Annotated in this window: 14 protein-coding genes and 5 tRNA genes; 11 read left to right on the top strand and 8 right to left on the bottom strand. The window is 73.4% G+C overall.

Annotated features, from left to right (window positions below):
* From cobT to ABD224_RS22030, 3 genes are all read left to right on the top strand, one after another.
* Positions 1 to 2,055 (top strand): nicotinate-nucleotide--dimethylbenzimidazole phosphoribosyltransferase (gene cobT / locus ABD224_RS22020; protein WP_344052546.1); only part of this gene is annotated, 2,055 nt, incomplete at its 5' end.
* 157 nt (positions 2,056 to 2,212) lie between these two features.
* Positions 2,213 to 3,439 carry a uroporphyrinogen-III C-methyltransferase gene (gene cobA, locus ABD224_RS22025; RefSeq protein WP_344052548.1) on the top strand — a complete coding sequence of 409 codons (1,227 nt, stop codon included), beginning with the start codon at positions 2,213 to 2,215 and terminating at the stop codon, positions 3,437 to 3,439.
* Positions 3,440 to 3,465: 26 nt separating this feature from the next.
* Entirely contained in the window at positions 3,466 to 4,284 is an 819-nt protein-coding gene (locus tag ABD224_RS22030) for a TrmH family RNA methyltransferase (protein WP_344052550.1), read from the top strand.
* Here the strand turns inward: ABD224_RS22030 and ABD224_RS22035 are convergent.
* Positions 4,275 to 5,612: a serine/threonine-protein kinase gene (locus ABD224_RS22035; RefSeq protein WP_344052553.1), complete on the bottom strand. Its 1,338-nt coding sequence runs from the start codon at positions 5,610 to 5,612 to the stop codon at positions 4,275 to 4,277. The genes ABD224_RS22030 and ABD224_RS22035 overlap by 10 nt on opposite strands.
* 538 nt (positions 5,613 to 6,150) lie before the next feature.
* Between ABD224_RS22035 and ABD224_RS22040 the strand changes: the two genes are divergently transcribed.
* The 3 genes from ABD224_RS22040 to ABD224_RS22050 all read left to right on the top strand — a co-directional run bounded on the left by ABD224_RS22040 (position 6,151) and on the right by ABD224_RS22050 (position 7,948).
* The gene (locus tag ABD224_RS22040; protein ID WP_344052556.1) at positions 6,151 to 6,345 is read left to right on the top strand and encodes a hypothetical protein; all 195 of its coding nucleotides are present in this window, start codon (positions 6,151 to 6,153) and stop codon (positions 6,343 to 6,345) included.
* 288 nt (positions 6,346 to 6,633) lie between these two features.
* Positions 6,634 to 7,587, top strand: coding sequence for a phosphotransferase family protein (locus tag ABD224_RS22045; protein WP_344052558.1), 954 nt, complete (start codon positions 6,634 to 6,636; stop codon positions 7,585 to 7,587).
* A gap of 79 nt (positions 7,588 to 7,666) precedes the next feature.
* The gene (locus ABD224_RS22050) at positions 7,667 to 7,948 is read left to right on the top strand and encodes a TFIIB-type zinc ribbon-containing protein (protein WP_344052560.1); all 282 of its coding nucleotides are present in this window, start codon (positions 7,667 to 7,669) and stop codon (positions 7,946 to 7,948) included.
* Between the two features lie 52 nt (positions 7,949 to 8,000).
* Here the strand turns inward: ABD224_RS22050 and ABD224_RS22055 are convergent.
* From ABD224_RS22055 to ABD224_RS22075, 5 genes are all read right to left on the bottom strand, one after another.
* A tRNA-Val gene (locus ABD224_RS22055) sits at positions 8,001 to 8,072 on the bottom strand.
* Between the two features lie 43 nt (positions 8,073 to 8,115).
* Positions 8,116 to 8,187, bottom strand: a tRNA-Val gene (locus ABD224_RS22060).
* Positions 8,188 to 8,210: 23 nt separating this feature from the next.
* A tRNA-Val gene (locus ABD224_RS22065) sits at positions 8,211 to 8,282 on the bottom strand.
* Between the two features lies 1 nt (position 8,283).
* Positions 8,284 to 8,357, bottom strand: a tRNA-Cys gene (locus ABD224_RS22070).
* 37 nt (positions 8,358 to 8,394) lie between these two features.
* Positions 8,395 to 8,467 (bottom strand) — tRNA-Gly (locus tag ABD224_RS22075).
* A gap of 247 nt (positions 8,468 to 8,714) precedes the next feature.
* Here ABD224_RS22075 and ABD224_RS22080 point away from each other — a divergent pair.
* Genes ABD224_RS22080 through ABD224_RS22090 form a run of 3 tightly spaced genes read left to right on the top strand, consistent with a single transcriptional unit; the run spans position 8,715 to position 11,556 of the window.
* Positions 8,715 to 9,833: a chorismate-binding protein gene (locus ABD224_RS22080; protein WP_344052562.1), complete on the top strand. Its 1,119-nt coding sequence runs from the start codon at positions 8,715 to 8,717 to the stop codon at positions 9,831 to 9,833.
* A 22-nt stretch (positions 9,834 to 9,855) separates the two neighbouring features.
* On the top strand, positions 9,856 to 10,677 hold the full coding sequence (locus ABD224_RS22085; RefSeq protein WP_344052564.1) for an aminotransferase class IV: 822 nt from the start codon (positions 9,856 to 9,858) through the stop codon (positions 10,675 to 10,677).
* Between the two features lie 54 nt (positions 10,678 to 10,731).
* Positions 10,732 to 11,556, top strand: coding sequence for a GNAT family N-acetyltransferase (locus ABD224_RS22090; RefSeq protein ID WP_344052566.1), 825 nt, complete (start codon positions 10,732 to 10,734; stop codon positions 11,554 to 11,556).
* A 7-nt stretch (positions 11,557 to 11,563) separates the two neighbouring features.
* Here ABD224_RS22090 and ABD224_RS22095 read toward each other — a convergent pair whose 3' ends face one another.
* Positions 11,564 to 12,088 carry a DsbA family protein gene (locus ABD224_RS22095; RefSeq protein ID WP_344052568.1) on the bottom strand — a complete coding sequence of 175 codons (525 nt, stop codon included), beginning with the start codon at positions 12,086 to 12,088 and terminating at the stop codon, positions 11,564 to 11,566.
* 164 nt (positions 12,089 to 12,252) lie between these two features.
* Here ABD224_RS22095 and ABD224_RS22100 point away from each other — a divergent pair, with 164 nt between their 5' ends.
* Positions 12,253 to 12,687, top strand: a complete 435-nt coding sequence (locus tag ABD224_RS22100; protein WP_344052570.1) for a hypothetical protein — start codon at positions 12,253 to 12,255, stop codon at positions 12,685 to 12,687.
* Between the two features lie 100 nt (positions 12,688 to 12,787).
* Entirely contained in the window at positions 12,788 to 12,991 is a 204-nt protein-coding gene (locus ABD224_RS22105) for a hypothetical protein (protein ID WP_344052646.1), read from the top strand.
* 101 nt (positions 12,992 to 13,092) lie between these two features.
* On the opposite strand, the gene ABD224_RS22110 is transcribed toward ABD224_RS22105, so the two are convergent.
* The gene (locus ABD224_RS22110; protein ID WP_344052572.1) at positions 13,093 to 13,656 is read right to left on the bottom strand and encodes a CGNR zinc finger domain-containing protein; all 564 of its coding nucleotides are present in this window, start codon (positions 13,654 to 13,656) and stop codon (positions 13,093 to 13,095) included.
* Positions 13,657 to 13,827 lie beyond the last annotated feature (171 nt).

The following is a 13,827-nucleotide window of genomic DNA, read 5'->3' on the forward strand; positions in this document are numbered from 1 at the left end:
GCTCACCCCGCGGACCCCGCCGGCCAGGGCCCGGACACGCCCGAGCCCGCCGCCGCGGCTGCCGAACCGTCCGCCTCCCGGCCCCGGGCGGCCGAACCCGAAGCGGCCACCCCCGGCATTCCTCAGCAGCCCCAGCCCGACCGGCCCGTCGGGGAGTTCGTGCCGGTCGAGGGCTCGGTGCCCACCACCGCGCACCTGGCCCCGACCCCGCAGGAGCCGGCCGCCACGGTCCCCGCGCCCCGCGACGGCGACACCGCCGCCGTGTCCGGCGAGGAGCCCGGCGGCGAGGCCCAGGACGCCGGCCGGAGGCGGAAGCCCGCCGGCCCGCCCGCGCCCGCCTTCAGCGACGCCGAGCGCGAGGCCGTCCTCAAGGTGATCCGCGAACGCCGCGACATCCGCAACGGCTTCCGCAGCGACCCCATCCCGGACGAGGTGCTGCGCCGCGTCCTGGAGGCGGCCCACACGGCGCCCTCCGTGGGGCACTCCCAGCCCTGGGACTTCGTGGTCATCCGCTCCCTGGAGACCCGGCGTGCGATGCACGAGCTGGTGATGCGTCAGCGCGAGGCGTACGCCAAGTCGCTGCCCAAGGGCCGGGCGAAGCAGTTCAAGGACATGAAGATCGAGGCCATCCTCGACGCCCCGGTGAACATCGTCGTCACCGCCGACCCCACCCGCGGCGGCCGGCACGTCCTGGGGCGGCACACCCAGCCGCAGATGGCGCCGTACTCCTCCGCGCTCGCGGTCGAGAACCTCTGGCTCGCCGCCCGCGCCGAGGGCCTGGGCGTCGGCTGGGTGAGCTTCTTCGACGAGCGCGAGATGGTCCGCGCCCTCGGCCTGCCCGAGCACCTGGAGGCCGTCGCCTACCTGTGCGTGGGGTACGTCGACGAGTTCCCGGAGGAACCCGAACTGGTGCAGACCGGCTGGTCCAAGCGCCGCCCGCTGTCGTGGGTCGTGCACGAGGAGACGTACGGCCGCCGCGTGCTGCCCGGCGAGGAGCCGCACGACCTGCTCGCCGAGACCGTCGCCCAGATCCGCCCGCTGGACGCCAAGGCGCTCGGCGAGGCCTGGGAGCGGCAGAAGCGCATGACCAAGCCGTCCGGCGCGCTCGGCGTACTGGAGATCATCTCCGCGCAGCTGTGCGGCCTGTCCCGCCAGTGCCCGCCGCCGATCCCGGAGCCCGCGGCCGTCGTGGTCTTCGCCGGCGACCACGGTGTGCACGCCCAGGGCGTCACCCCCTGGCCGCAGGAGGTCACCGCCCAGATGGTGGCCAACTTCCTCGGCGGGGGAGCGGTCTGCAACGCCTTCGCGAACCAGGTGGGCGCCGAGGTCTGCGTGGTCGACGTGGGCGTCGCCGCCGACCTGCCGACCACCACCGGCCTGCTGCCCCGCAAGATCCGCCCGGGCACGTCCGACATGACCGCCGGCCCCGCGATGACCCGCGAGGAGGCCAAGAAGGCCATCGAGATCGGCATCGAGACCGCCCGCGACCTGGTCGCGGCGGGCAACAAGGCCCTGCTCACCGGTGAGATGGGCATCGCCAACACCACGGCGTCCGCCGCGCTCATCTCGGTGTTCACCGGCGCCGACCCGGCCGAGGTGACCGGCCGGGGCACGGGCATCAGCGACGAGATGCTCGCCCACAAGACCGACGTGGTCCGCCGCGCCCTGGAACTGCACCAGCCGGACCCCGCCGACCCCGTCGGTGTCCTGGCCGCGGTCGGCGGCTTCGAGCACGCGGCCATGGTCGGCCTGCTCCTGGGCGGCGCCTCCCTGCGCACACCGGTGATCCTGGACGGCGTCAGCGCGGGTGCCGCCGCACTGGCCGCCCGTGCGATCGCGCCCGAGGTCCTGGCGGCGTGCATCGCGGGGCACCGCAGCGCCGAGCCCGGACATGTCGCCGCGCTCAAGAAGCTCGGCCTGCGCCCCCTGATCGACCTCGACCTGCGCCTCGGCGAGGGAACGGGTGCGCTGCTCGCCCTGCCGCTGGTGCAGAGCACGGCGCGGGCGATGCACGAGGTGGCGACGTTCGACTCGGCGGGTGTCACCGAGAAGTAGCACCGCGGGGCCGGGGGCGCGTTCCGGCGCGCCCCCGGCCCCGCCGTACCCTGAACCCACTTCTGGAATTCGCTGGAATTCGCACATCAGGGCCGCTCCAGAGTCGTGGCGCCCGTTTGTGCCGCCTGGACCACTCGGACGAGGAGCCGTACCTCATATGGCCGAACACCCCGCCTACCCCGTGGGCCTTCGCCTGACCGGCCGCCGCGTGGTCGTCCTCGGTGGCGGCCAGGTCGCCCAGCGACGCCTCCCGGCGCTCATCGCGGCCGGCGCGGACGTCGTCCTCGTCTCGCCCGAGGCGACCGCCTCCGTCGAGGCCATGGCGGACGCGGGCGAGATCACCTGGAAGCGGCGCCGGTACCAGGAGGGCGACCTCGCGGACGCCTGGTACGCGCTGATCGCCACCGACGACCACGACGCCAACACCCGCGCCTCCGCGGAGGCGGAACGCCACCGTGTGTGGTGCGTACGCTCCGACGACGCCGACGCGGCGACCGCCTGGACCCCGGCCACCGGCCACAGCGAGGGCGTCACGGTCGCCGTGCTCACCAGCAGCGCGCGCGAACGCGACCCCCGGCACACCGCCGCCATCCGCGACGCGGTGATCGAGGGCCTGCGCGACGGCACGCTCGTCGCCCCGCACCACCGCACCCGCACACCGGGCGTGGCCCTCGTCGGCGGCGGCCCCGGCGACCCGGACCTGATCACGGTCCGCGGCCGCCGGCTGCTCGCGGAGGCCGACGTCGTCATCGCCGACCGCCTCGGCCCCCGCGATCTGCTCGCCGAACTCCCGCCGCACGTCGAGGTGATCGACGCGGCGAAGATCCCCTACGGCCGCTCCATGGCCCAGGAGGCCATCAACAACGCCCTCATCGAGTACGCCAAGCAGGGCAAGGCGGTCGTCCGGCTCAAGGGCGGCGACCCATACGTCTTCGGCCGGGGCATGGAGGAGGTCCAGGCGCTCGCGGAGGCCGGGATTCCGTGCACGGTCGTCCCCGGCATCTCCAGCTCCATCTCCGTCCCGGGTGCGGCCGGCATCCCCGTCACCCACCGCGGGGTCGCCCATGAGTTCACCGTGGTCAGCGGGCATGTCGCCCCCGACGACGAGCGTTCCCTGGTCGACTGGCCCAGCCTGGCCCGCCTCACCGGCACCCTCGTGGTCCTCATGGGCGTCGACAAGATTGGGAAGATCGCCGAGACGCTCATCGCCCACGGCAAGTCCCCCGACACCCCGGTCGCCCTCGTCCAGGAGGGCACGACCGCGGCCCAGCGCCGGGTGGACGCCACCCTGGGGACGGTCGAGGAGACCGTCCGTGCCGAGGACGTGAGACCACCGGCCGTCATCGTCATCGGAGAGGTCGTCACGATCGGCCCCGGAGCCTGAGCCGGAGACCGAAGGAGCACCCACCCGTGGCCGATCCCATCATCGTCGAGGACCCCGGCGACCCGCGTCTGTCCGACTACACGCGCCTGACCGACGTGGAGCTGCGCCGCAGGCGCGAACCCGCCGAGGGCCTGTTCATCGCCGAGGGCGAGAAGGTCATCCGCCGGGCCAGGGCCGCCGGGTACGAGATGCGCTCGATGCTGCTGTCCGCGAAGTGGCTCGACGCCATGCGGGACGTCATCGACGACGTCCCCGCCCCCGTCTACGTCGTCAGCCCCGACGTCGCCGAACGGGTCACCGGCTACCACGTGCACCGCGGCGCGCTCGCCTCCATGCGGCGCAAGCCGCTGCCCCCGGCGGACGGCCTGCTGCGCACGGCCCGCCGGATCGCGGTCATGGAGTCCGTCAACGACCACACCAACATCGGTGCGATCTTCCGCTCCGCCGCCGCCCTCGGCATGGACGCGGTCCTGCTCTCCCCGGACTGCGCCGATCCGCTCTACCGCCGCAGCGTCAAGGTCTCCATGGGCGCGGTCTTCTCCCTGCCGTACGCCCGGCTCGAGACCTGGCCGGCGGACCTGGAGACGGTCCGCGCGGCCGGCTTCACCCTGCTCGCCCTCACCCCGGACGAGAGGGCCAAGCCCCTGGACGAGGCCGCCCCGCACCGTCTGGACCGGGTCGCCCTGATGCTCGGCGCGGAGGGCGACGGCCTGTCCGCCCGGGCCCTGAGGGCCGCCGACGCATGGGTCCGCATCCCCATGTCCCACGGCGTCGACTCCCTCAACGTGGGCGCGGCAGCCGCGGTCGCCTTCTACGCGGTGACGGCGGGCCGCCCTCAGCCGTAGGGCCAGGACGGCCCGGGCGCGTGCACGCGCGCGTGGTCCTGCCGCACCGGTGCGCTCCGGCCGTCGCCGTCCAGCCCGCGGGCCGGGCCCTGGCAGCCCTGGGCCGCCGCGATGCCGAGGGCGACCAGCAGCGTCACCACCACGAACACGACGAGACGCTGCCGCAGCAGACGCGGGTTGGCGGGGCGCCGGCCGGGCGCCGTGGACCGCGGCCCCGTCCGCCCGGTGCCGCTCCGGGAAACGGGACGGCCGCCGCTTCGCGCGGCACCCGCACGGGAGGGGGCCCCGCTCGCCGTGCCCCGGGACGGACCGCTCCGCGACGGAGGAACCTTGCCGCGGGGCACCGGGGTGCCGGGCGAGGAGCCCGCCGGGGGCCGTCGGCCCCGCGGAAGCTCGGAGTAGCCGGTGCGCTGCTGGGCCGGGTGGCGGCCGGGCAGGGAGCCGGCCGGCCGGTCCGGTTCGGCGATACGCGGCGTGGGCGGCCGTACGTCGCTCAGGTCCTGCGCCTCACGCGCCGCGATCTCCTTCAGCCGCAGCGACAGCTCCAGGGTGGTGGGCCGCTCCTCGGGGTTCTTCGCCAGACACGCCCGCAGCAGCGGAGCCAACGCGTCCGGCACGCCGTCCAGCTGGGGCTCCTCGTGCACCACGCGGTACAGCATCACCTCCGAACTGCCGTGCCCGAAGGGCGAGTCGCCCGTCGACGCGTACGCCAGCGTCGCCCCCAGCGAGAACACGTCGGTCGCCGGGGTGACGGCCGCGCCGCGCACCTGCTCGGGGGCGAGGAACCCGGGTGAGCCGACCGCCGTGCCGACATGCGTGAGCGTCGAGGAACCGGTCGCCCAGGCGATGCCGAAGTCGATGATCCGCGGCCCCTTCGGGGACAGCAGGATGTTGGACGGCTTGAGGTCCCGGTGCACCACCCCGGCCTCGTGCACGGCGACCAGTCCCTCGGACAGCGCGGCCCCGATCGCCGCCACCTCCGCGGCGGAGAGCGGTCCCTCCTCGGCCACCTTGTCGTGCAGGGAGGGGCCGGGCACGTACTGGGTCGCGAACCACGGCCGCTCCGCCTCCAGGTCCGCCGCCACCAGCCGTGCCGTACAGCCGCCCCGGATCCGCCGCGCCGCCGAGACCTCGCGCGCGAACCGGGAACGGAACTCCTGGTCCTCCGCCAGGTCCGGCCGGATGACCTTGAGGGCGACCCGCTGGCCCTTCCGGTCGGAGCCCAGGTAGACCACACCCATCCCGCCCGCGCCGAGCCGTCGGTGAAGCCTGAACGAGCCGACGACGCGCGGGTCCTCGCGCCTCAGGCGCATCATCGCCATGTTCATCCCCGCTGCCCGGTCCCTGTGACGAGCCACAGCTTACGTATCCGGGGCGGCTCGTGCGGAGAGGCCGCGCCCTCTCGACCGGTCGATTGTCGGTGCGGAAAGGGGGAGATGAGGGGTGGTCAAGACACATGGGAACAGGCCGCCTTTGTGCGGATGACAGGCTCAATCACCTTTTCCTGAAAGGAGGTTGACCATTCGAACAACCGCCGTCGGAAATGGTGGCGAAGGGGACACCCCGAAGGGGTGAGCCCGAGGTGCGCCGGGTTGCCGCACACGTGAGGGACGTCACGCACGGCGGCCGTGAGGGGCGACCCCTCCGGGAAGACCCCGAGAACCGGACCCGTCTCTCCAACCAGAGGAGTAGTCCGCGGGCCGGCTCTCATCCTCCGGGAGGCCCTCCGACCGGTACGAGGGCATGACGACCCGTGCCCGCCGCACGCCTAGATTTGAGGGCGAGCGGCGGGTGCAGCGCTCGTCCCCCCGAGGCCGGACATCCGCCGCTGCGCGACGACACCCGAGACGGTTCAGGAGAAGGACCATGGCCCCGACGGCAGCGCGGGCACTGCTGCGCACCCGTGGACGCGCCGCGCGCCCCCGTCGTACGGACCGCCGCCACCCCCTGGTGGCGACGCTGATGGCCCTTCCCCTGGCGGCCCTGCTCCTGCTTGTCTTCGACGGCTGGGACACAGTGGCCACACAGGCGTCGTCCGTGGGTGTGATGCTGGGGCGTTGAGCGGAGCCCCAGGCCCGGAAGAGCGGTCCGGGAGGGGACGTCCACCCATGAAGCCCCGTGGGGACGGGGGTGCGACGGACGGCAGAATGCCGGCGCGGCTGGGGAGCTGCGCCGGCATTGTTCCGTGCGGCGTTCCGTGCGGCGTTCCGCGCGGGCGGCACAGCCGCGGGCGGCCGTGTCCGCGGCCACGGGCGCACCGTCCGGCACGGACCCGTTCGGCCCCCGGCCCGGTCGTCCCGCATGCGGCCCCGTACCCTCACGGTCAGCGCCGCACCCCAGGGAGCCCCCGTGACCGCCGACCCGCTGCTGCCCACGCTGATCACCCGAGCCGAGGCAGCGGCGCACGCCCGCCCGGAGCCCTGTCCCTGCGGAGCACCCGTCACCCTCGCCCACCGCCCCGACGCCACCGTGGTCCGCCATGCGCACACCGTCGCGAAGGCCCACGCCCCGCGCACCGACGCCACCGGCCTCGCCCTCCGCCTCACCACGGCCGCGCGTCTTTCCGGCGTCCTGCTGCCTCCGCTCACCCGTGCCCCGGCCGTCCTCCACGACCGCCTCGTGACCTTCTGGCCGTACGGCACCCCGGTGGACCCGAACGCCCCCGACGCCGCTCCCTGGGAGGCCGCCGCCACCTTGCTGGCCCGCCTCCACCGCAGTCCCGCCCCACCGGCCCTGCCCCCCATGCGGGGCCCCGCCAAGGCCGCCCGGGCCGTCGCCCGCCTGCGCGCCACGGCCCCCGGCCATCCCGCCGCCCGCGCCGTCCTGCGCGCCTGGGCGGGCCTGCCGGCCTGGGCCCGCGACGAGGCCCCCATGCCGGACAGCCGGACCGTCTGCCACGGCGACCTCCACCTCGGCCAGCTCGTCCGCCACCCGGCCCCGGACGGCCCCTGGCAGCTGATCGACGTCGACGACCTCGGCACCGGCGTTCCCGCCTGGGACCTGGGCCGCCCCGCGGCCTGGTACGCCTGCGGACTGCTCGCGCCCGAGGAGTGGAGCCGCTTCCTGACCGCGTACCGCACGGCCGGCGGCCCGGCTGTCCCCGCGGAGGGCGACCCCTGGCCCGCCCTGGACGTCCCGGCCCGTGCCCTCACCGTGCAGACCGCCGCGCTGGCCGTCGCCAAGGCGACCGCGGCGGACCGTCCGCTGGACGAGACCGAACAGGCCGTGGTCGACGCCTGCGACCGCATGAGCGGCATCCCGCCGGAGCCGGCCGCCGGGATGCCGGGGGAACCGGCGGCGTAGGGTGCAACCGATCGTGACGGGACGGAGTCTGTTCCTGCGACACCCGAAGCAGTGACGACCGGCGAGGAGTTGACCGACGATGCAGTGTCCGAAATGTCATGCGCCCATGTACACCCACAACCGCAACGGCGTTCAGATCGAGCAGTGCAGCGGCTGCCGCGGCATCTTCCTCGACTACGGCGAACTGGAGGCGCTGACCCGTCTGGAGGCCCAGTGGGCCCAGCCCGCGCCGCCCCCGCCCGCTCCGCATGCCTACCCGGCCGCCCCGCAGGCCCCCGCCTGGGGCGCCCCGCACACAGGCCACGGGTACCACGGCCATCACCGGCACAAGAGCTTCGGCCGCATGCTGTTCTCCAGCTGAGCACGGCGGAAAGCCCCCGGCCGTACGGGGCGGCCGGGGGCTTTCCGGTGTGTGGACGATACTGGGATTGAACCAGTGACCTCTTCCGTGTCAGGGAAGCGCTCTCCCGCTGAGCTAATCGTCCTCGGGACCACGATCGTGCTCCGGAGCGGATCATGGGCACTGCGTGCGCGATACTGGGATTGAACCAGTGACCTCTTCCGTGTCAGGGAAGCGCTCTCCCGCTGAGCTAATCGCGCGAGCGGATCTTCAGAAGATCCAGTGGACGATACTGGGATTGAACCAGTGACCTCTTCCGTGTCAGGGAAGCGCTCTCCCGCTGAGCTAATCGTCCTTGGAGGTGGAGACGGGATTTGAACCCGTGTAGACGGCTTTGCAGGCCGTTGCCTCGCCTCTCGGCCACTCCACCAGGAGTGGAGGGGACCGGGAGATCCCCTCTTCCCTCGAGCGGACGACGAGGCTCGAACTCGCGACCTCAACCTTGGCAAGGTTGCGCTCTACCAACTGAGCTACGTCCGCCTGTCGTTTCGGCTCGCTCACGCGACCCGGCGACGTGTTGAACTTTAGCGGATTCCGGGGCCAGTACAAAAACACGTTTGCGCAGCATGCTGCGCTGCGCCCGCGCGCCGGTCCGGTCAGGGGGCCGGAAGCGGTCCGGTCAGGGGGCCGGAAGCGGTCCGGTCAGGGGGCCGGAAGCGGTCCGGTCAGGGGGCCGGACAGGACACGCCCGGGTCCGGCGGGGAAGGCCCGCCCTAGACTGCTCGACGTGCTCGATCTCGCTCCTCTCGCCCGGTTCGGTGACCGTGTCGCCACCGATCTGGCCGATGTCACCAGCGATCCCGCGGCCCTGGACTCCACCGGTTTCTGGGCCGTCGCCGCCGACTACGAGGGCCGTCTGACCTGTGCCCGCTTCCGTGACGTACGGCGGGAGCCCGTGCCGGCCCCCGTGCCCGGGGCCTGGCGGGGCCCGGCCGTCGGCGACTGGACGTCCTCCCTCGACCGCGCCGCGTACACGGCGGGGGTGCGGCGCATCCGTGAGCACATCGCGACCGGCGAGGTCTACCAGGTGAATCTCTGCCGTGTGCTCTCCGCGCCCGTCGCGCCCGACGCCGATGTGGACGCCCTGACCGCCGTACTGGCCCGCGGCAACCCGGCACCGTATGCCGGAACGATTCGCCTGCCCGAGCACGGGGTGGAGATCGCCACCGCGTCCCCCGAGCTCTTCCTGCGCCGCGACGGCCGGATCGTCGAGTCCGGCCCGATCAAGGGCACCGCCCCCACCGAGGCGGAGATGCTGGAGAAGGACTACGCCGAGAACGTGATGATCGTGGACCTGGTCCGCAACGACATCGGGCGTGTCTGCACCACCGGCAGCGTCACCGTCCCCGACCTGTGCGCCGTCGAGAAGCACCCCGGCCTCGTCCATCTCGTCTCCACGGTCCGCGGCGAACTGCGCGACGGCGCCGGCTGGCCGGAACTGCTCGACGCCACCTTCCCGGCCGGCTCGATCACCGGCGCCCCCAAGTCCAGCGCCCTGCGGATCATCTCCGAGCTGGAGACCGCGCCCCGCGGCCCCTACTGCGGCGGCATCGGCTGGGTCGACGCCGACCGCAAAGCGGGCGAGCTGGCCGTCGGCATCCGCACCTTCTGGATCGACCGCGCCGGGGGGTCCCTCCTGCCCGGAGGGCCCGGGGAGGGCGCGGCCGTCCTGCGCTTCGGCGCCGGCGCCGGCATCACCTGGGACTCCGACCCCGAGGGGGAATGGCGGGAGACCGAACTGAAGGCGGCCCGGCTGCTCGCGGTAGCGTCGGGCAGGTACGAGGAGACGGACACGTCCGGGGACGGCGGAGAGGCACGGACCCCGGCCGACGTGACGCACCCGTGACGGACTTGTGAGGTAGGGACGAGTGAAGATCTGGCTCGACGGCGGGCTGCGGGACATCGAGTCCGCGCGTGTCTCCGTGCTCGACCACGGGCTGACCGTGGGCGACGGCATCTTCGAGACGGTGAAGGCGACCGACGGAAAGCCCTTCGCGCTCACCCGCCATCTGGACCGGCTCACCCGGTCCGCCCGCGGCCTCGGCCTGCCCGACCCCGACCACGACGAGATCCGCCGCGCCTGCGCCGCCGTCCTCGAGGCCAACCCGATGCCGCTGGGCCGGCTGCGCATCACCTACACCGGTGGGCACGGCCCCCTCGGCTCCGACCGCGGCGACCAGGGGCCGACCCTGGTGGTCGCCCTCGGCGAGACCACCCGCCGCCCCGACTCCACCGCCGTCATCACGGTCCCCTGGACCCGCAACGAGCGCGGCGCGCTCGCCGGCCTGAAGACCACCTCGTACGCCGAGAACGTCGTCGCCCTCGCGCGCGCCCACCAGCACGGCGCCACCGAGGCCCTGTTCGGCAACACCGCCGGCCGGCTCTGCGAGGGCACCGGCTCCAATGTCTTCGTCGTCCTCGACGGCGAGATCCACACCCCGCCGCTCGCCTCCGGCTGCCTCGCCGGCATCACGCGCGCGCTCGTGATCGAGTGGACGGGCGCCAAGGAGACCGATCTGCCGCTGGACGTCCTGCGGCAGGCCGACGAGATCTTCCTCACCTCCACCCTGCGCGACGTCCAGGCCGTCCACCGCGTCGACGACCGCGAACTGCCGGAAGCACCGGGACCGGTGACGGCCAAGGCCATGCGCGTCTTCGACGAGCGGTCCGGGGACGACCTGGATCCGTAGGAGGCGGCGCCCAGGGGGCTGACCCACGGCGCCGCAGGGGGTAGAACACCCCTGATGACCACGACCCTGCGGCCGGCCGAGCCGCTTCAGCAGCACGCCGACGGAACCCGTTCACGCCGCTACCAGGTGTGCGTGAACGGCCGGCCCGTCGGCGGGATCCACCTGTCCACACACCCCGCCCTCGGGCCGGCCGTCGCCCGCATCCTCGACCTGCGCATCGACGAGCCGGACCGCAGACGGGGCCGCGGCACGGTGGCCGCGCTCGCCGCCGAGGAGGTGGCGCGCGGCTGGGGCTGCAGGCAGATCGAGGCCCTCGTGCCCGCCGACGCCGGGGCCGCGGTCCGGCTCATCACGGCACTCGGCTACGCCGAGCGCAGCCGCGGCATGGAGAAACAGCTCGGCACCACCGCACCCGGACTGCCCGCCGGCAGCCGGGGCAGACCCATGACCGAGGCCGAGTACGGGCCGTGGATCGTCCGCGGCAAGGCCGCCTACGTCCGCAGCCGGGCCGACCGCGGCGTCCCCGCCGACCGGGCACGGGCCAAGGCGGAGGAGGACTACGCCCGGCTGCTGCCCCAGGGGCTCGCGACCCCGGACGTGCTGCTCAGCGTCCTGGAGCACGAGGGCACCCCGGTCGGCACGCTGTGGGTGGCGATCACCGCGGACCGGGCCTATGTCTACGACTTCGAGGTCGACGAGCGCTTCCGCGGCCGGGGCCACGGCCGCTCCCTGATGCTGCTGGCCGAGGCCCAGGCGGTGTCCGCGGGCAGACACGTCCTGGGCCTGAACGTCTTCGCGGGCAACACCCCTGCCGAACGCTTGTACGAGTCGCTGGGCTATCGGCCGGTGATCCACGCCTTCTACAAGGAGCTGTTCTGACCCAGGGCTACAAAGCGCTGCTCCGGCCCAGCAGCCGGTCCGCGATCTCCTCGATGCGCTCGCGCAGCCCCTCCTGGCTCTTGCCGCCGTCCAGGCGCTCGCCGCCGATCACGTACGTGGGCGTGCCGGTGACACCGATCGCCTTGCCCTCGGCCTGGTCGGCGTCGACGATCAGGATGTGCCGGCCGTCGACCAGCGCCGTGTCGAATTCCTCGGCGTCCAGGCCCAGTTCACGGGCCACCTCGACCAGGACCGGCTCGCCCCTGCGGTCCAGCTCCTCGAGCCGGGCGAGCACCGCCTCCACATAGGGCCACAGCCGGCCCTGGGCGGCGGCCTCCTCGGCGGCCTGCGCGGCGGCGAAGGAGTGCTTGTGCTTCTCCAGCGGGAAGTGCCTCAGCCGCACCTCCAGCCGGTCGCCGTACCGGGTGCGCAGGGCGCGCAGGTCCTCCAGCGCGGTACGGCAGTCGGGACACTGCAGCTCGCACCAGACGTCGAGAACGGGGGTGTCGGACGCGGGGGAGGAGTCGCTCATGCCTCCAGTCTCCCAGGCCCGGACACCTGCGAAGGAGGCGACCCGGAGATCTCCCTGATCTCCGCCTCGGGCGTGGCTTCCCGCAGGCCCGGCGGTGCAGGATGGAAGGGACGAACCGCCCCGACCGGTGAGCCCTGATGCGGCGAGCCCGACTGGAGGACCGGATGATTGCCGAGACCGTCTGCTCCGCCGTTTCCGCGGCAGGCCTGGGCATCGCCGCGATCACGGCCTACCGCAAGCGCTTCCTCGCCGCGGCCCGTATCGCCGCCTGTTCCCTCGTCCCCGTCGCCCTGGTGATGACCGGGATCGTCGGCTGGCTGGCCGACACCGCCTTCAGCCCGACCGCCTGGGCGGGCTTCGGCCTGCTCGGCGGCGCCTGGGTGCTCTTCATGACGACCCGGGCGATCGAGCGCCGCCGCGGCGGTACGCGGCAGGAGCGCAAGGCGGACCGGGGCGCGGTGGCCTCGGCGGCATCGGCCCCGTCCCTGGCCCCGGCCACCCGCCGGAGCGGCTCTTCCACCTCCCGTCCGGTGGCAGGAGCCGGGGACGAGGACGACTTCAGCGACATCGAGGCCATTCTCCGGAAGCACGGCATATGACGTTCGTTCCGCGCCGGCGCTCGTTCTCCGGCCGTAAGCGATCAAGGTCCGCGCCGAAGTGAAACGAAGATCACGAAATCCGGGAACTCCCGCACATTACGTGTGTGCTGATCGCGTCGCGGGCGCCGGCTGGGCCATCATCGCCACCGAGATGGTGGACACGACACAGAGCGAATCCGCGTCGCCGCAGGACGAGCGGCGCGGTTGCCTCTTCGCCTTATCCCAGCCACCGCTGATGATCTTTCTTGCGGTGATCGGGTGTCTGCTGCTCATGGCTTCGTTGCACGACCTGCTGCTGCTGTGAGCCGTACTCGTGGTCCTCGGCGTCACCCGTCGAGGACCACGCCGGCATCCTCGGCGCGTTCCGCGGCCCGTCCGTGACCGGGGCCGCCGCCGGCCGGGTGTTCAGCTCGCCGTCGCCTCCCTGCGGCGCGCCCGGTAGGCGGCCACATGCAGGCGGTTGCCGCAGGTGCGGCTGTCGCAGTACCGCCGCGAGCGGTTGCGGGAGAGATCGACGAAGGCACGCCGGCAGTCGGGCGCCTGGCAGCGCCGCAGTCGCTCCCGCTCCCCGGCCACCACGAAGAACGCGAGCGCCATGCCGCCGTCGGCGGCCAGGTGGTCGGCCACGGAGGCACCGGGCGCGAAGTAGTGGATGTGCCAGTCGTATCCGTCGTGATCCGTCAGCCGGGGCGTGGTGCCGGCTGCGGCGACCAGCTCGTTGATCATGCCTGCGGCGGTCCGGCAGTCCGGCGCCGCGAAGATCTCGGCGAACCGGCCCCGGATTCCGCGCACCGCCGAGAGGTCGGACTCCGACAGCACCCCGACATCGCTTATTTTGTGGCTTCGTACGAATTCCTCGAGTGCCGCGACGTCCGCCAGCCCGTCCGGCGCCGCGTCGTCCTCCGGTGCGGTGTTCACCAGATCCACCACGGTGTCCAGCGCGCACCGGGTGTCGTGGGTGATCAGCACGTTTCGCTCCCTGGCCTGGGGGGTCGGGCGCACGCCCGCCGATGCAGGCCGATGGTAGTGGCTCGGCCGCACCCGAGCAGCCGGTTGCGTCGCCGCGCCGTGCGGGCACACCGGCACCAGCCCCCTGCCGGGGGACCGGTGCCGATGTGTCCCGTATGGGGTTGTCCTGGC

It is taken from the genome of Streptomyces thermoalcalitolerans, from assembly GCF_039525155.1.
Classification (GTDB): Bacteria; Actinomycetota; Actinomycetes; order Streptomycetales; family Streptomycetaceae; genus Streptomyces; species Streptomyces thermovulgaris.